The sequence below is a fragment of the Lichenihabitans psoromatis genome, from assembly GCF_004323635.1.
In the GTDB taxonomy this organism is placed as follows: domain Bacteria; phylum Pseudomonadota; class Alphaproteobacteria; order Rhizobiales; family Beijerinckiaceae; genus Lichenihabitans; species Lichenihabitans psoromatis.
This window is the reverse complement of sequence record NZ_CP036515.1, coordinates 2017263-2034707: the sequence shown is the minus strand read 5'-3', so window position 1 is coordinate 2034707 and position 17445 is coordinate 2017263. Positions and strand designations below refer to the sequence as shown.

The following is a 17445-nucleotide window of genomic DNA, read 5'->3' as shown; positions in this document are numbered from 1 at the left end:
GTGACATCCGCCCGTATTCTTTACATCGACGACGACCCAGCCCTGCTTCGGCTTATCGAGCGGCAATTGCAGAGGCGTGGCTATGCGGTCGAGGCGGTCTCGAGCGGCGAGGATGGCTTGGCCCGCATCGCGGCCGGTACGATCGATTGCGTGGCGCTTGACCATTATATGCCGGGACAGGACGGTCTCACGACGCTGCTTCGCATTTGCGACCTGCCCGATCCACCGCCCGTCATCTACGTGACAGGCACCAACGAAAGCAGCATCGCGGTCGCGGCCCTCAAGGCGGGCGCAGCCGATTACGTGGTCAAAGACGTTCAAGGCGCTTTCTATGATCTGCTCGATGCAGCGATCCGCTCGGCGATCGAAAGCACGGCCTTACGCCGGCAAAAAGCGGAAACGGACCGTGAGATCAGGGCGGCACGAGACCGCTTCGAGGCCCTGGCGGCAGAGCGGCAAGTGCTGATGCGCGAGGTCAATCACCGGGTCGGCAACAGCCTTCAACTCGTCGCAGCCTTCTTGCACATGCAGGCAAGTTCGGCCGATGCGGCCACACGCGCGGCATTGGCCGATGCGAACCGGCGGGTTCTGGCGATCGCCCAGGTCCATCGTCGGCTCTATGCGTCGGACGACGTGACGGCCGTTGCGCTGCATCATTATCTGGCCGGACTGATCGAGGATCTTCGCCAGTCCGCCGATGCACAGGAAGCCACGTCGCAACTCGTGCTGCTGGCCGACGAGATCGAGATCAACCCGGACACCGCGGTGACAATCGGCATCATCGTGACGGAACTCGTCATCAATGCGATGAAATATGCCTATCCGACCGGAAGCGGTCCCATCCGCGTGCGGCTCGAGGCCGTGACCTGTCGCCAAACGCGCCTGATCGTCGAGGATGAAGGGGTCGGCAAAGTCGCCACAGAAAAGTCCGGCACCAGGACCGGGATCGGTCGATCAATCGTTAAGGCGATGGCAACAAAGCTTGCGACGACGGTCGAATATCGCAGCGACGGACCGGGGACGCACGCATCCATGCTGTTTTCAAACACCGACAGCATCTAAGGTCTGTTCGATGCCGATAACGGCGGCGCAAGATCGAATGCGCCAAACGTATCTCGACGAGCCTATCTGCTGTAAAATTACCACAGACAATAAAATATAAAAGGGCGCCTCGTTACACAGCTTGCCTTTGCGGCAATGCAGCATAGTATTACCCATGCGACGTTGGTTGTCGCATGCCCTTCTTGGGCGTTTCCTCCCTAGACTCTGGGCCGCTTTTAGCGGTCCTTTTTTTTGGACCATCGCAGGTGTGCTAATTTGACCAGCTCGGTATAAAACGCAAGCCGTCGACCTCAAAAATAGACATTAAATCTGCGATTTTTCCAAATTGCCTTTTTTTTAGTCATAACGTCTACGCCGATTGGCCGAGGCGCCGTCGCGGCGATGGAAGAGACGCTCATCTTGCGCAACCTCTCGACGGGATCAGCGCTTAAAAAAACGGGGTCAGGCGGATCGCGCTGCCATTATGGCGCAAATGATGCTCAGTTCGTCCATGGGAGACGGCGGGTATCGATCCGAAAGGCATTCGACCCGTCGCCGACCTTCCGCTTGTTGAAACTGACGGTGATCCGACGATGAAAATACGCTGCGGCTTCGACATCACATATTTCTGTAACATCCCCACCCCGATGCTCTTTCTTCTCAGCGTGCATCCGTCGCGCGAGCAGGATCTGTTGACGCCACAGCAGATCACCTTCACGCCCCAGGTCGCCTCGCGCGTTTATACGGATGCTTTCGGCAATCGCGTCACCCGCATCCTTGCGCCTGTCGGCGAAACCCGCCTGACCAGCGACTTTCTTATTCGCGATAGCGGGCTTGAAGACGAATATGCGCCTCATGCCAAGGAAATTCCGGTCGAGGAGCTGCCCGACGATGTTTTAGTGTTCCTGCTGGCAAGCCGCTATTGCGACACCGAGGCGTTGAGCAACCTCGCTTGGTCGCTGTTCGGCAATAGTCCGCGCGGATGGCAACGTGTCGAAGCCATCGTGGCCTATGCCAACCAGCGCATCAGCTTCGGCTATGCTCATGCGCGCAACACGCGGACGGCGAGCGAAGGCCATGCCGAGCAGGTCGGCGTGTGCCGCGACTTTGCTCATCTCGCGGTCACCTTATGCCGCTGCATGAATATTCCGGCACGCTATTGCACCGGCTACCTCGGCGACATCGGAGTCCCGGTCGGCGATACGCCGATGGATTTCAGCGCCTGGTTCGAAGTGTTCCTGGATGGCCGCTGGTACACGTTTGACGCCCGGCACAAACATGCTCGGATCGGCCGGATCGTCATGGCGCGTGGCCGGGACGCGACCGATGTGGCGATCTCCACAGCTTTCGGCCCGGCCAATCTCGTCGGCTTTACCGTCGTGACCGACGAAATTCCGGATGATGTGAATATGGGGACCCTCCCCTCGATCGAATCGATAGCAGAGGCCTCCGCCGATGAGCCGCTTCGCAGCCCGCAATCGGGGCGATAAGGCGCGGGAAAGCCCAAATAAAACGATTGATCCCACGTCGCTGAATGTGCGGAGTGCAGCGATCGATGATCGACGGGGGCATGTCGCTGCCCTTGTCGATCGAACCTTGAGACATCCATGTCGGTTTTATCGGTTCGCCATCTGACGACCTACAGCTACAAAACACCGGTTCGCTTCGGCGAACACCGGATCATGTTTCGGCCCCGCGACAGCTATGACCAGCGGCTGATCTCCTCCGATCTCGTGATCGATCCAGAACCTCGACGTCTCCGCTGGCTCCATGATGTGTTCGGCAATTGCGTCGCGATCGCCAGCTTTTCAAAGCCGGCCGCACAGCTGCGATTCGACACGCGAATCGTGCTCGACCACACGCCGCTGAACACACCCGATTTCTCGATAGAGGATTTTGCGCGGACCTATCCGTTCACCTATGGGCCGGACGAGATGCCGGATCTCGCGCGCCTGATCGAGCGACAATATCTCGACCCCGAACACGCGCTCGATCAATGGGTCCGGCGCTTCGTGCATCGTGGACGCGAGACCGAAACTGCCAAATTGCTGATGACCATGACCTACGCGATCAAGGAGAGCTTCACCTATTCCAGGCGGCTTGAACACGGCACACAAGATCCGATCACGACGTTGACGACCCGCAAGGGGACCTGCCGAGACTTCGCGGTGCTGATGATCGAAGCCGCGCGCGCCCTCGGGCTCGCGGCCCGGTTCGTGTCGGGCTATCTCAATGTTCCGTCTGACGCGGGCGACACCTCTCACAAGGGCGGTGGCAACACCCATGCGTGGTGCCAGATCTATCTGCCCGGCGCGGGGTGGGTCGAGTTCGACCCGACGAACGGCATCGTCGGCAACCGCGATCTGATCCGTGTCGCAGTCGCTCGCGACCCGCGTCAGGCCGTGCCGCTCTCGGGCACGTATTTCGGCGACGCCGCCGCCTTTTCGGGCATGACCGTCAGCGTGGATGTCCGCGAGATCGCGCCCTTTCATCCCACCCTGCAAGATCTCGACGATGCCGCGCTGGGCGAAGGACCGCACGACCGCGCTGTCCTGGCCTAAGAGGCGACGCAAGCTGGGCGAACGGATGCGATACGTGCGCGCAATCCAGCCGCTTGCGGCGGGTGTTCGACTGATGGATGCGATATAAAGCGCGATGATCGACAAGCTCGAATATGTCGTCGCTTTGGCGCGTGAGAAACATTTCGGTCGCGCCGCCGATCTGTGCGGCGTCACGCAACCGACCTTGTCGGCAGGCTTGAAGCAGCTGGAAGATACGCTCGGCATCCTCATCGTGCAGAGGAGTTCCCGCTTCTTGGGCTTTACGCCCGAGGGCGAGCGCGTGCTGGCCTGGGCGCGCCGCATGGTTGGCGACGCGCAGGCGATGCGCCAGGAAATCAAGGCGTTGAAACACGGCCTGAGCGGACATTTACGGATTGCCGCGATCCCATCGGCGCTTCCGATCGTCGCAGGCTTGACCACAGGCTTCGCTCAACGCCATCCGGCGGTTCGCTTTTCGGTGATGTCCCGCACGTCCGACGACATCCTGAGAAAGCTGGAAAATTTCGAGATCGATGCGGGGGTCACCTACATCGACAATGAAAGCCTGACCCATGTCCGAATGCTGCCGCTGTATTACGAGCGCTACCGCTATGTGACGGCTCGGATCTCCGCGCCGCCGCGTGACGACACGATCGCCTGGCGTTCAGTCGGTGAACGGCCGCTTTGTCTGCTCACGCGAGACATGCAGAACCGGCGGATTATTGACAAAGTCAGCCAAGCGGCCGGCATTACGCTGTCGCCCCGGCTCGAAACGGATTCGATGATCGTCCTCTTGTCGCATGTCAAAACGGGCTTTTGGTCAAGCATCCTACCAGCCGCCTTGGTCGACCTTTCGGTTTTACCCGCCGACATCGTCGCTCTGCCGATCGTCGGGCCCGAGCTCGCAAATCTGATCGGCTTGGTGGTACCGGATCGTAATCCGATGACCACGTTGGTGCAGGCGCTGTTTGCCGAAACCACGCAGCGCCCGAGTGCTGCCGAAACGGCATAATAGACAAACTCTATCAAGCGACGGTTTTACGACCTTGTTTTTCGCTGACTTATGACAATTCTAAACAGCGAAACAAACAAGCGGAACCGTGATGTCAGGGATCGAAACGTGGAGTGCGGCTCGTGCCAGCGAGATTATCGCCGGCCAGCAACATCTTGATGGTGCAACGCTTCCAATCTTGCATGCACTGCAGCATGCGTTCGGCTACGTCGATCCACAAGCCGTTCACCTGATCGCAGATGCGCTTAATCTGTCGAAAGCCGAGGTCTTCGGGACGATCAGCTTCTATCACGATTTCCGCAGCAAACCTGCTGGCCGCCATGTGCTGAAACTCTGCCGCGCCGAAGCGTGTCAGGCGATGGGAGCGGTGGCGCTACATCAGCATTGCCGGACGCGACATGGGATCGATTGGCACGACACGACGCCCGATGGCGAGCTGACGCTGGAGCCGGTGTTCTGTCTCGGCCTCTGTGCGACCGCGCCGGCCGCGTTGCTCGACGACAAGCCTTTGGCGCGGCTGACGACGGGCAAGATCGACGCTCAGATCGAGGGGCTGTCGCGATGACATCTGTGCTTTACATTCCGACCGATGCGGCCGCTCTCGCGGTCGGTGCGGATGAGGTGGCGGCCGCCTTCCAGGCTGAAATCAGTCGGCGCGGCCTTGATGTCCAGATTGTCCGAACCGGGTCGCGCGGCCTGTTCTGGCTCGAACCCATGATCGAGATCAATCAGGATGGTGGGCGCATCGCCTACGGTCCTGTCGAGCCGGATGACGTCGCAGGTTTGCTGGATGCCGGGCTGATGCTGGGCGGCGACCACAGGCTGCGGCTCGGTCCGCCGGATGAGATCCCGTATCTGAAAGCGCAGACACGGTTGACCTTCGCGCGCTGCGGCCTCGTCGATCCCATTTCGGTCGCGGATTATCGGGCTCATGGCGGTTATGTCGGGCTCGACCGCGCGCTCGCGATGGACGCGACCGCCATCGTCGACGAGGTGAAGCTGTCCGGCCTGCGCGGGCGCGGCGGTGCCGGGTTCCCGACTGGCATCAAGTGGAACACGGTCCGGTTGGCCGTCGACAACCAGAAATATATCGTCTGCAACGCCGACGAGGGCGACAGCGGAACATTCGCCGATCGCATGCTGATGGAGGGCGATCCGCTATCGCTCGTCGAAGGCATGACGATTGCGGCTCTCGCGGTCGGGGCCACCAAAGGTTTCATTTACATCCGATCGGAATATCCGCATGCCTTCGCGGCGATGAACCGCGCCATCCTGGCCGCGACCGAGGCGGGCTATCTCGGGCCGTCGGTGGCCGGTTCCGGTCATGCTTTCACGATTGAGGCGCGGCTGGGCGCGGGCGCCTATATCTGCGGCGAGGAAACCTCGTTGCTCGAGAGCCTCGAAGGGCGGCGTGGGCTCGTGCGTGCCAAGCCGCCGCTTCCGGCCCTCAAAGGGTTGTTCGGCAAACCCACGGTCGTCAATAACGTTATGTCGCTCGCGACCGTGCCGTGGATCATGGCGAACGGGGCGCAGGCTTATGCCGATTTCGGCATGGGCCGCTCGCGTGGGACGCTGCCGATCCAACTCGCCGGCAACATCAAGCAGGGTGGATTGATCGAAACGGCCTTCGGCCTGACGCTTCGGCAAGTGCTGGATCAGTTCGGCGGCGGCACCGCGACCGGGCGACCCATCCGCGCCGTCCAGGTCGGTGGTCCGCTCGGGGCGTATTTTCCCGATCGCCTTTTTGATACGCCAATGGATTACGAGGCGTTCGCGGCCGTTAAAGGCTTGATCGGCCATGGCGGCATCGTCGTTTTCGACGACACGGTGGATCTCGCGCATCAGGCGCGTTTCGCCTTTGAATTCTGCGCTCAGGAAAGCTGCGGCAAGTGCACCCCCTGCCGGATCGGCGCGACCCGCGGCGTCGAGACGATGGACAAGGTGCTGTCGGGCGTCGAGCGCGCCAAGAATCTCGAGCTGATCGACGACCTCTGTCAGTTGATGACCGAAGCCTCGCTCTGCGCCATGGGCGGGTTGACCCCCGTGCCGGTGTTGAGCGCCATCACGCATTTCCCCGACGACTTCAACCGTGCGCCGCTGCTTGCGGCCGCCGAATGAGGACCTGAGCATGGCTCTGATCAAGGAACTCGACACCGGCACCCCGATCCGCGTCAGCGGAACGACCGTGACGCTAACGATTGATGGGGAGCGGATCACCGTTCCGGCCGGCACCTCCGTCATGGCGGCGGCTTCGCTGAAGGGCACCAAGATCCCGAAGCTCTGCGCCACCGATGCGCTGGAGGCTTTCGGATCCTGTCGCATGTGCCTCGTGGAGATCGAGGGGCGGCGCGGCACGCCGGCCTCCTGCACGACGCCCGCCGAAGACAATATGGTGGTCAAGACCCAGACCGACCGACTTGCAAAATTGCGCCGCGGCGTGATGGAGCTTTATATCTCCGACCATCCGCTCAATTGTCTGACGTGCTCGGCCAACGGGGATTGCGAGTTGCAGGATACGGCCGGTCAGGTCGGCCTACGCGAGGTTCGCTACGGATATAATGGCGAGAACCACACCCACGCCCCGACCGATAGCTCGAACCCCTATTTCACCTTCGAATCCTCGAAATGCATCGTCTGCTCGCGCTGCGTGCGAGCCTGCGAAGAGGTGCAAGGCACTTTCGCGCTGACGATCCAGGGGCGCGGCTTTGACTCAAAGGTCTCGCCCGGCGGCATGGATTTCTTCAGCTCGGAATGCGTCTCCTGCGGGGCCTGCGTGCAAGCCTGCCCGACCGCGACCTTGAACGAAAAATCCGTGATCGCCATGGGCCATCCGGAACATTCCGAAGTGACGACCTGCGCTTATTGCGGCGTCGGCTGCTCGTTCAAGGCCGAAATGCAGGGCGACAAGGTCGTTCGCATGGTGCCGTTCAAGGACGGCAAAGCCAACGAGGGTCATTCCTGCGTCAAGGGCCGCTTCGCTTATGGGTATGCGACCCACAAGGACCGCATCACCAAGCCGATGATCCGCGCCAAGATCACCGATCCGTGGCAGGAGGTGACGTGGGCCGAGGCGATCGCCCATGCGGCGTCCGAGTTCAAGCGGATCCAAGCGCAATATGGCCGTGATTCGATCGGCGGTATTACCTCGTCCCGTTGCACCAATGAAGAAACGTATCTAGTTCAAAAGCTGGTGCGCGCCGGCTTCGGCAACAACAACGTCGACACCTGCGCCCGCGTCTGCCACTCGCCCACGGGTTACGGCCTGAAGGTCACGGTCGGCACGTCGGCCGGCACGCAGGATTTCGCCTCGGTCGACCATGCCGATGTGATCCTCGTAATCGGCGCCAACCCGACCGACGGTCATCCGGTGTTCGCATCGCGCATGAAGAAGCGCATCCGGGCCGGCGCCCGCCTTATCGTCGCGGATCCGCGCAAAATCGATCTCGTGAAATCGCCCCACATCAGGGCTGATTATCACCTGCCTCTCAAGCCCGGCTCCAATGTCGCGCTCATCAACGCCTTTGGGCATGTGGTCGTCACCGAGGGCTTGGTGAACGAGACCTATGTCCGCGAACGCTGCGATCTTGACGCCTTCGAAGGCTGGGCCCGGTTCATCGCCGACGAGCGCCATGCGCCGGAGGCCGTCGAAGCCATCACGGGCGTTCCCGCCGCCGATCTTCGGGCGGCCGCGCGGCTTTATGCGACCGGCGGCAATTCGGCAATCTTCTATGGCCTCGGCGTGACGGAGCATAGCCAGGGCTCGACGATGGTGATGGGCATGGCGAACCTTGCCATGGCAACCGGCAACATCGGCCGGGCCGGCGTCGGTGTGAACCCGCTGCGGGGCCAGAACAACGTCCAAGGCTCGTGCGATATGGGCTCGTTCCCTCATGAACTCCCCGGCTATCGCCACGTCTCAGATGACGCGACCCGCCACATGTTCGAGAGCCTGTGGGGCGTGACGTTGCAGAATGCGCCCGGCCTCCGCATCAATAATATGCTGGATGAAGCCGTCGATGGCAGCTTCAAGGGTCTTTACATCCAGGGCGAGGATATCGCGCAATCCGACCCCGACACCCAGCACGTGACGACGGGCCTGCGAGCCATGGAATGTATTGTCATTCAGGACATCTTTCTGAACGAGACGGCGAAATACGCCCATGTGTTCCTGCCGGGATCGTCGTTCCTGGAAAAGGACGGGACGTTCACCAATGCGGAGCGCCGGATCAGCCGCGTCCGCAAGGTCATGGCGCCGCTGGGTGGTCTCGCCGATTGGGAAGGCACGATGGCGCTGTCGAACGCGCTCGGCTATCCGATGGATTACAGCCACCCCGGCCAGATCATGGACGAGATCGCCAAACTGACCCCGACTTTCTCGGGCGTGTCCTACGGCAAGCTCGACGAGCTCGGTTCCATTCAGTGGCCCTGCAACGAGGCGGCGCCGAACGGCACTCCCATGATGCATGTCGAGCGCTTCGTCAGCGGCAAGGGCAAGTTCATGATGACGGAGTTCACGGCCACCGAGGAACGAACCGGTCCGCGCTTTCCGCTGATCCTGACGACCGGGCGCATCCTCAGCCAGTACAATGTGGGGGCGCAGACACGCCGCACCGCTAATTCGTCGTGGCACGAAGAGGACGTGCTCGAAATCCATCCGTTCGACGCCGAGAACCGCGGCATCAACGAGGGCGATCTTGTCGCGCTGGTCAGTCGTTCGGGCGACACATCGCTCAAAGCACGGATCAGCGAGCGGATGCAGCCCGGCGTCGTCTACACGACCTTCCACCACGCTAAGACGGGCGCGAACGTCATCACGACCGATTACTCGGATTGGGCAACCAACTGCCCCGAATACAAGGTGACGGCGGTTCAGGTGCGGAAGACCAACCGTCCCTCGGACTGGCAAGCCAAGTTCTACGAAGAAGACATCTCCCTGACCCGTATGGCGGCCAAGCTCGAGGCGGCTGAGTAGCCATCGGGCTACGGTGTAATTTGCCGACGATCGACTGATACGACGAGGCGGTGACATCGCTGCCTGTCGCAATCCGTAGCTTCTTCAACTCGGCGACCCAAAGAGGTCGCTCACCACAATTTGGGATGAAACGACTTGAGTATCACTGCCGCGCCGTCCACTTCGCGCCCCGCGAAAACGTCGTTTCTCGATCGGGACCATATCGTTGCCGAGCTCGGTTACAACCGCTGGCTACTGCCTCCGGCCGCTTTGTGTATCCATCTTTGCATCGGCATGGCTTACGGGTTCAGCGTCTTCTGGCTGCCGCTGTCCCGCGCCATCGGCGTCACACAAGCCAAAACCTGCGCCGATCTCACGCTCGCAAGTGCGCTTTTCACCACGACCTGCGACTGGCGCGTGGCTGATCTCGGCTGGATCTATACGCTTTTCTTTGTCTTCCTTGGCCTGTCTGCGGCCCTGTTCGGTGGTTGGCTCGAGCGCGCCGGCCCCCGCAAGGCGGGCCTGGCCTCGGCTCTGTGCTGGTGCGGCGGCCTCGTCATCTCGGCGCTCGGCATCTACCTGCATCAATTGTGGATGATGTGGCTCGGCTCCGGCGTGATCGGTGGGATTGGGCTCGGGCTCGGCTACATCTCCCCCGTTTCGACGCTCATCAAATGGTTCCCCGACCGTCGCGGCATGGCGACCGGCATGGCCATTATGGGGTTCGGCGGCGGTGCGCTGATCGGATCGCCACTCGCTCAAATGCTGATGAGTCACTTCCGCAGTGACACGTCGGTGGGCGTTTGGCAGACCTTCCTGACTCTCGCGGCCATCTATGCGGTCTTCATGGTGGCGGGCGCCCTGGGCTATCGGGTGCCACCAGCACATTGGCAACCGGCCGGCTTCGTTCCGAAGTCGACCACGAATGCGATGATCACCAGCCGCAACGTCGATCTGAAGGACGCTCATAAGACGCTGGCCTTCTGGATGATCTGGGCCGCTCTCTGCCTCAACGTCTCGGCCGGTATCGGCGTGCTCGGTATCGCATCGCCGATGTTGCAGGAGATCTTCTCCGGCCGCCTCATCGGTCACCCCGAACTGTCTTTCGCGCAACTCGACGTCGGACAGAAGGGGCAGATCGCCGCCATTGCGGCCGGCTTCGTCGGCCTTCTGTCTTTGTTCAACATCGGCGGTCGGTTCTTCTGGGCATCGCTGTCAGACCGGCTCGGCCGCAAGACCACCTATGCCACCTTCTTCGTGCTCGGCATCCTGCTCTACGCGGCCGTGCCATGGGCTGCTCAGGCAGGCAGCATGGCTCTGTTCGTGGGGTTCTTCTGCGTCATCGTGTCGATGTATGGCGGCGGTTTCGCAACCGTGCCGGCCTATCTGGCCGACATTTTCGGCACGCAATTCGTTGGTGCAATCCACGGCCGCTTGCTGACCGCTTGGTCGACGGCGGGCATCATCGGACCGGTTGTGGTCAACTATATTCGCGAGGCGCAGATCGCGAACGGGCTGACCGGACCAATGCTGTACAGCCGCACCATGTATATTCTGGCCGGCATGCTGGCGATCGGCTTCGTGGCCAATCTTCTGGTGCGGCCGCTGTCGGACCGCTGGTTTATGGCCGATAAGACGATCCCGACCCCCGCGACCCCGAGGGGTTCGGCTCCTGGCCGCGCGCAGTCCGATCGACCCGATCTCAGCTTCGGCATCGGCGGCGGCGGCTTCACCTCGACGGCGGCCTTGGCCTGGGCCGTTATTCTTCTGCCGATCGCCTGGGGGATCTGGATCACCTTGTCGAATGCCGTGATCCTGTTCAAATAGGCGAGATGTCCGGTTTTCAAAATGCTCCCATCCGCGTGTTGACGTTTGCCGGTGAGATCCGGGACGAGACGCGGTCGGTCGCGATCGAAACGCCGGTGCAGGTGACTTACGCGGATATTCCGTTCGGCGTCATGATGCTGACGCCGGACGACCTCGAGGATTTTGGCTACGGATTCAGCCTGACGGAGGGCATCATCACGAGCCCGGCGGATATCAGGTCCGTCAGCCTCGAGACGCTCGAGGATGGCTTGCGGCTGCGGATCGATCTCGTCGGTGCGCGGCTGCACACGCATCTGGCTCGCAAACGCGCTTTATCCGGACGGACCAGTTGCGGGCTCTGTGGGATCGAGGATCTCGATGCACTGCCTCGCGCTCTGGCACGGCAGGGTCCCGCGCCCACCCTATCGCTCGGTGCGATCGAGCGCGCCGTGGGAGAGCTCGACGCGCAGCAGCCGCTCGGTGCTCGAACACGCGCGGTCCATGGCGCGGCCTGGTGTGGACGTGATGGCGCGATCAAACTGGTGCGCGAGGACGTCGGGCGGCACAACGCGCTCGATAAGCTCATCGGTGCGCTGCTCCGGGACGGTCAATCACCCGACGACGGCTTCGTGCTGATCACCAGCCGTGCCTCCTTCGAAATGGTCGAAAAGGTCGCGACATTCGGGGCGCGCACGTTGGTGGCGATTTCGGCGCCGACCTCGCTCGCCCTGCAGCGGGCCCGGGCGCTCGACATCACGCTCGTGGGTATCGCCCGCCGGGATGGCGTCACGCTGTTCCACGGGGCCGACCGCATCACATCCGACAAGGTGCTTGCATGAACAGCGACGACAAACTCATCCGCATGGCGAACCAGATCGCCAATTATTTCCATTCCTATCCCGACAATCAGGCGATGACCGGCATCCACGATCATGTCGTGTCGTTCTGGACACCCAAGATGCGGCTGAAGCTTGGCGAGGCGCTTGACGCGCCCAGTCTCGATCCATTGGTGCGGGCCGCGTTCCGCCACCCTGTCGAGGCTCCGAACCCCGCCGAAAAGGAAGCCGCAGGTCCGGCGGCCGTGGGTGAGATCGGGGCCAGCGACGCGGGTTGACGCCCGCGTTCGTCTGGTCCACCCAAGGTCCGCGATCAAGCTATGGGAGACCGCCATGACCACACATCCAGCCATCGCCAAAGACCGCGTCGCCGTCATCACGGGGGGCGCGAGCGGCATCGGACTTGCGGCAGCCAAAATCTTCGCGGCGAAGGGCATGAAGGTCATGATCGCGGATCGGCCCGGCGTCGCGCTGCAGGCGGCCGAGCGTGCTGTGATCGAACACGCTCCGAGCGGCTCCGCCGCCATCCGTGCGGTCGCGACCGATGTCGCCAAGGGCGACGAGGTTCTGGCCCTCAAGATCGCAACCTACGACGCGTTCGGCTCGGTCGACGTGCTGATGAACAATGCGGGTGTCGGCATCGTCGGTAAGGCGCTCGACCCCAGCCCCGCGTGGCATGAACTGCTCGGCGTCAATCTCTGGGGTGTCATCAACGGCGTTCAGGCCTTCGCGCATGCGATGATGGCCCAGGGCACCCCCGGGCTGATCATCAACACGGGATCGAAACAGGGCATTACGACGCCGCCCGGCAACACCGCCTATAACGTCAGCAAAGCCGGCGTCCGTGTGTTCACGGAAAGCACGGCGCACGAACTCCGGTCCGTTCCCGGTTGCAGGGTTTCGGCGCATCTGCTGATCCCCGGCTTCACCTTCACGGGAATGACCGGTCAGGATGAGAGACCGGCCGCCGCCTGGAGCGGGGAGCAGGTTGTCGACTTCATGCTCGAGGCGCTTGGCCGGGGCGACTTCTACATTCTCTGCCCGGACAATGACGTCGATCGCGCAACCGATGAAAAGCGGATGGCTTGGGCGATGGGCGACATCATCGACAATCGTCCAGCCTTATCGCGTTGGCACCCCGATTACGCCGAGGCCTTCAAGACCTACATGGGCGGCTGAACCGGAGTTCGCCGCGCCGCTGAGCGGAGGGCAGCTTAACCCTCCGTCGCAGGCGCAGGACCGCGTGTCGTATCGAGCCCTTGGACGAGCGGCATTTTGACGGGACTGCCGCCTTCCGCCGCGCGATAGATCGCCTCCATGATCCGGATATCCTGGAGGCCCTCCTCGCCCGGCGTATGAGGCACGACATCGCGGCGGATCGTGTCAGCGAAATGGTCCATCTCGGTCGCGAATTGGCTTTTCGGCGGATATTGCCGGTGATCGATGCCGTTCACCTGGCCGACCTTGCGCGATACCGTCATCGCGATGTTGTTATACGCAAAAGCATTGTCGAGGCCGATCCACCCCGTCGTTCCCATCGCTTTGAGGGCGCGAGCTTCGTGGATGCTATAACCGCTCGTCCCGACCCCCATGACGCCGGACGGGAACTGAAGGGTGAAATTGGCGAGATCCTCGACTTGTGAGAAACGCGGATCCCCCGTCGGCTGCGTCATTCGGCCGGTGACCTCAACCGGCTCTTCGCCGGTCAGATAGCGGAACGCGTTGTAGCAGTAGATCCCGACATCCGGCAGCGATCCGCCGCCCGCGATGGCCTTGACCTGACGCCATTGGCCCGGCGTGTCGTTCTGCCCATTGACGGCTTGAATGAGCCGCAGTTCGCCGATCTCTTTCTTGCGAACCATCGCGATCGCGGCCCGCTGTGTGGCCTCATATTGCATCCGATAGGCGATCATCAGCTTGACCTTGGCGTCGCGGCAGGCCGCAATCATCCGCTCGGCATCGGCGGAGGTGGTCGCCATCGGCTTTTCGCACAGCACATGTTTGCCGGCCTGCGCCGCACGGGTGACGAATTCGAGATGCATCGCATTGGGCAAAACGATGTAGACGAAATCGATCTCGGGATTGTTTTTGATGCTGTCGAACGAGGCATAATCGTAGAGGGCGCGTTCCGGGACGTTATACTCCGCCGCCACCGCACGAGCCTTCTCGCGATGGCCGCTGACAAGTGCCACGACCTTGACGCTTTTACTCTGGCCGAACCCTGGCAAGATCTCGCCCAAGGACAAATGGCCGAGCCCGACCACAGCCACTCCGAGCCGTTTGGTGAATGGATCGGGGTTTGGCAGCGGTCCCTCCGCCTCGGAGGCCGCATGCAGCGGCGGAAGCTCCACCTTGCTTCCGGTCACGGTGCCGATGGCGTGAGGGTCTTCCGGCATCGTGCCGACTTCGGCCGCTCGGGCCTGAGTGAGCCCGACACTGAGAAGACCGGCCGACGCACCAAGGACGGTTCGACGTGTGAGATCCGACATGCGCGTTCCCTGCTGTTTACGCTTCGCAAGCCGCGCTAAGCAGCTTCCTTCGCAAACACAGAACGGGGCCTTTGTTTCCGGGCTCTCGCCTCCCGTGATGCCATGTCGCGCAGCGGAAACACGGCGGCCGACAACGCGCCGCCGGTTAGGGGGCGAGTTGCGCCTCGATCGCGGCCTTGTCGATCAGCGACCAAACCTCCCTGATCCGTCCCGCTCGAAATGCGTAGGTGGCGTGTTCGGCGAAACGGACCCGCCTGCCGTTGACCTGCAAGCCGAGGAACGTTCCGACAGGGCGGCAGTCGAAGATCAGTCGACTTGCCACGTAAGGGGCTTCGGACACCAGCATCTCCACGTGAAAGACAAGATCCGGGATCTCTGCAACGTCTCGCTCGAGCATGCGACGATAACCAGCCACACCAAGGCTGTTGCCGTTATGGATAACATCCTCATGGACGAACTCGCCGAGCCGCGACCAATCCCGCTGGTTCAGGCAAGCGATGTAGCTCCGGTAGAGTGTGGACAGATCCGTCACCATTCGGACTGCCTCGCGACTTAGCCGGCGCGGTTCACCTGTCCGGTGATCCAGGTCCATTGCGCCTGCATCCAGCCATTGACCCCGCGGAGATTGCGGTTCACCACGTCCCAATTGACCATCCGGCCGTCCGGGACTGTTGCCGAGCCGGTCGTATCGGTCGCCACCAGAGCGGGGCCGGTGGGCTGATTGAGGTCATGAACATAGGCGATGCCGACGGTCAGCAAACAACCGACGATGAGTCCAAAGACGAAACGCATGATCCGGTTTCCTTCTGCTCAAGCTGAAACGAAGCAATTGGAGTCAAAGTTCCGCAAGGTCCATCGACGCGGGCTCACGAGCGACGGCGGAGCTTTTGGCACATGAGCCAGATGAGCAATCTCGAAGCCATGGCGCGCGCCGTCACCGAGCGGGTCTGCCGACGCAATTCAGCGCCCGATGAGGACGTGTCGGCCTGGGTCGACGCGCATTGGTATATCGCGGCGGCGGACCTCGAAGCCGGACTGATCGATGAACAGGGCGAGCCCCTCCCCGGCTACTCGCCCGAGCGTGCCCGCACCGCCGTGGCGGATTGGTTGAGACGCAACCCCCGATGAGAGAAAATCCCGCACCGATGTCAGACGCTCCCCTTCAAGGCCTCCGCGTTCTCGAACTCGCCCGCATTCTGGCGGGACCCTGGATCGGCCAGACCCTGGCCGATCTTGGCGCCGACGTGCTCAAGGTCGAGAGTCCAGAGGGCGACGACACCCGCAGTTGGGGCCCACCCTTCATCGACCAAGGAGACGATTGTTCGGCCGCCTATTTCTATGCCTGCAATCGGGGCAAGCGTTCGGTGACGCTGGATTTCAAAAACGTCGACGACCTCGCGACGCTCCGCGACCTTGCCAAAGACGCCGACGTCCTGATCGAGAATTTCAAGGTTGGCGGGCTCGCCAAATACGGGCTCGACTATGGGAGCCTCAGCCGCAGCAATCCGCGATTGATCTATTGCTCGGTGACCGGCTTCGGGCAGGACGGACCCTATGCACAGCGGGCCGGCTACGATTTCATGATCCAAGGCATGGGCGGCATCATGGACCTGACCGGCGACCCGGCCGGTGAGCCGCAGAAGATCGGTGTCGCTTTCGCCGATATCTTCACCGGGCTTTACGGCGTGATCGGCATCCAAGCGGCCCTTTCTCAACGCGAGCGGACGGGCCTCGGCCAACACATTGACATGGCGCTGCTCGATTGCATGACCGGAGTGCTGGCCAACCAGGCCATGAACTTCCTCGCGACCGGCACGGCGCCGACCCGCCTTGGCAACGCCCATCCGAACATCGCCCCCTATCAGACCTTCCCGGTCGCGGACGGCAATATCATCGTGGCCTGCGGGAACGACCGGCAGTTCGAGCGCCTCTGCGACGTGCTTGGGGAGACGGAGCTTGCGCGCGACCCCAGATTCGTCAGCAATGCGGCCCGCGTCGCTCACCGAACCGACCTGACGACACTGCTGACCAAGCGGACACGATCGATCACGCGCAAGGATCTGCTCGATCGGCTCGAAGCGGTCGGGGTGCCGGCGGGGCCGATCAACACGGTCGCGGATGTGTTCGCCGACCCACAGGTGCAGTCTCGCGCGATGCAGATCGCCCCCGGCGGGATCCCGGGGGTCAGGACGCCGATCCGCTTTTCCGGTGCCGAGCTCAGCCTCGCGGTTCCGGCCCCGACGAAGGGCCAGCATAATGCGGCCCTGACGGGCGCGGCCGGCTGGCCGGCTCGGGATTAGAGGTCGAGGTCCGACAGACCGGGGTGATCGGCGGGCCGAGTACCGAGGGGCCAGTGGTATTTTCGGTCGGCGGCGGTGATCGGCAGATCGTTGATGCAGGCAAAGCGTCGTTGCATCAGCCCATTTGTCGCGAAATGCCAGTTCTCGTTCCCGTAGGAGCGGAACCACTGCCCGGAATCGTCATGCCATTCGTAAGCGAAACGAACAGCGATCCGGTCACCCGTGAAGGCCCAAAGCTCCTTGATGAGCCGATAATCGAGCTCGCGGTTCCACTTGCGGGTCAGGAAAGCCTCGATCGCAGCGCGCCCGTGCACGAATTCGGCACGATTGCGCCAGGCACTATCCTCCGTATAGGCAAGCGCCACGCGCGCCGGATTTCGCGAGTTCCAGCCATCCTCGGCGCCACGCACCTTCTGGGTCGCGGTCTCGATCGTGAAGGGCGGCAGGGGCGGGCGGGTTTCGGACATGGG

At 62.2% G+C, this 17445-nt stretch carries 17 protein-coding genes; 13 read left to right on the top strand and 4 right to left on the bottom strand.

Annotated features, from left to right (window positions below):
• From EY713_RS09445 to EY713_RS09395, 11 genes are all read left to right on the top strand, one after another.
• On the top strand, positions 1–1062 hold the full coding sequence (locus EY713_RS09445) for a sensor histidine kinase (RefSeq protein WP_131114572.1): 1062 nt from the start codon (positions 1–3) through the stop codon (positions 1060–1062).
• Between the two features lie 572 nt (positions 1063–1634).
• Entirely contained in the window at positions 1635–2531 is an 897-nt protein-coding gene (locus tag EY713_RS09440) for a transglutaminase-like domain-containing protein (RefSeq protein WP_131114571.1), read from the top strand.
• Positions 2532–2648: 117 nt separating this feature from the next.
• A complete protein-coding gene (locus EY713_RS09435) occupies positions 2649–3602 on the top strand; it encodes a transglutaminase family protein (RefSeq protein ID WP_131114570.1) in 954 nt (317 codons plus the stop codon).
• Between the two features lie 94 nt (positions 3603–3696).
• A complete protein-coding gene (locus EY713_RS09430) occupies positions 3697–4593 on the top strand; it encodes a LysR family transcriptional regulator (RefSeq protein WP_131114569.1) in 897 nt (298 codons plus the stop codon).
• Between the two features lie 91 nt (positions 4594–4684).
• Complete coding sequence (locus tag EY713_RS09425) at positions 4685–5158, top strand: formate dehydrogenase subunit gamma (protein ID WP_131114568.1); 474 nt, start codon at positions 4685–4687, stop codon at positions 5156–5158.
• A complete protein-coding gene (locus tag EY713_RS09420; RefSeq protein ID WP_131114567.1) occupies positions 5155–6711 on the top strand; it encodes a formate dehydrogenase beta subunit in 1557 nt (518 codons plus the stop codon). Before EY713_RS09425 ends, EY713_RS09420 begins: the two co-directional genes overlap by 4 nt.
• Positions 6712–6721: 10 nt before the next feature.
• Complete coding sequence (fdhF, locus tag EY713_RS09415; protein WP_131114566.1) at positions 6722–9565, top strand: formate dehydrogenase subunit alpha; 2844 nt, start codon at positions 6722–6724, stop codon at positions 9563–9565.
• A 135-nt stretch (positions 9566–9700) separates the two neighbouring features.
• Positions 9701–11371: an OFA family MFS transporter gene (locus EY713_RS09410; RefSeq protein ID WP_131114565.1), complete on the top strand. Its 1671-nt coding sequence runs from the start codon at positions 9701–9703 to the stop codon at positions 11369–11371.
• Between the two features lie 5 nt (positions 11372–11376).
• Positions 11377–12189 (top strand): formate dehydrogenase accessory sulfurtransferase FdhD, encoded by an 813-nt coding sequence (fdhD, locus tag EY713_RS09405; protein ID WP_131114564.1) that lies wholly within the window; start codon positions 11377–11379, stop codon positions 12187–12189.
• Positions 12186–12464 carry a formate dehydrogenase subunit delta gene (locus EY713_RS09400; protein WP_131114563.1) on the top strand — a complete coding sequence of 93 codons (279 nt, stop codon included), beginning with the start codon at positions 12186–12188 and terminating at the stop codon, positions 12462–12464. Before fdhD ends, EY713_RS09400 begins: the two co-directional genes overlap by 4 nt.
• A 55-nt stretch (positions 12465–12519) precedes the next feature.
• Positions 12520–13365 (top strand): SDR family NAD(P)-dependent oxidoreductase, encoded by an 846-nt coding sequence (locus EY713_RS09395; protein ID WP_131114562.1) that lies wholly within the window; start codon positions 12520–12522, stop codon positions 13363–13365.
• A gap of 35 nt (positions 13366–13400) precedes the next feature.
• On the opposite strand, the gene EY713_RS09390 is transcribed toward EY713_RS09395, so the two are convergent.
• The 3 genes from EY713_RS09390 to EY713_RS09380 form a co-directional block, all read right to left on the bottom strand.
• Entirely contained in the window at positions 13401–14675 is a 1275-nt protein-coding gene (locus EY713_RS09390) for a Gfo/Idh/MocA family protein (RefSeq protein ID WP_131114561.1), read from the bottom strand.
• A gap of 145 nt (positions 14676–14820) precedes the next feature.
• On the bottom strand, positions 14821–15210 hold the full coding sequence (locus EY713_RS09385; RefSeq protein WP_170314072.1) for an ester cyclase: 390 nt from the start codon (positions 15208–15210) through the stop codon (positions 14821–14823).
• 17 nt (positions 15211–15227) lie between these two features.
• Positions 15228–15467 (bottom strand): RNA-binding protein, encoded by a 240-nt coding sequence (locus tag EY713_RS09380; protein ID WP_131114560.1) that lies wholly within the window; start codon positions 15465–15467, stop codon positions 15228–15230.
• 102 nt (positions 15468–15569) lie between these two features.
• Here EY713_RS09380 and EY713_RS09375 point away from each other — a divergent pair, with 102 nt between their 5' ends.
• Both EY713_RS09375 and EY713_RS09370 read left to right on the top strand, forming a co-directional pair.
• Positions 15570–15803 (top strand): hypothetical protein, encoded by a 234-nt coding sequence (locus EY713_RS09375; RefSeq protein ID WP_131114559.1) that lies wholly within the window; start codon positions 15570–15572, stop codon positions 15801–15803.
• 17 nt (positions 15804–15820) lie between these two features.
• Positions 15821–16975: a CaiB/BaiF CoA transferase family protein gene (locus EY713_RS09370; RefSeq protein ID WP_131114558.1), complete on the top strand. Its 1155-nt coding sequence runs from the start codon at positions 15821–15823 to the stop codon at positions 16973–16975.
• Here the strand turns inward: EY713_RS09370 and EY713_RS09365 are convergent.
• Positions 16972–17442, bottom strand: coding sequence for a nuclear transport factor 2 family protein (locus EY713_RS09365; protein ID WP_131114557.1), 471 nt, complete (start codon positions 17440–17442; stop codon positions 16972–16974). The two genes, EY713_RS09370 and EY713_RS09365, sit on opposite strands and share 4 nt — an antisense overlap.
• Positions 17443–17445 lie beyond the last annotated feature (3 nt).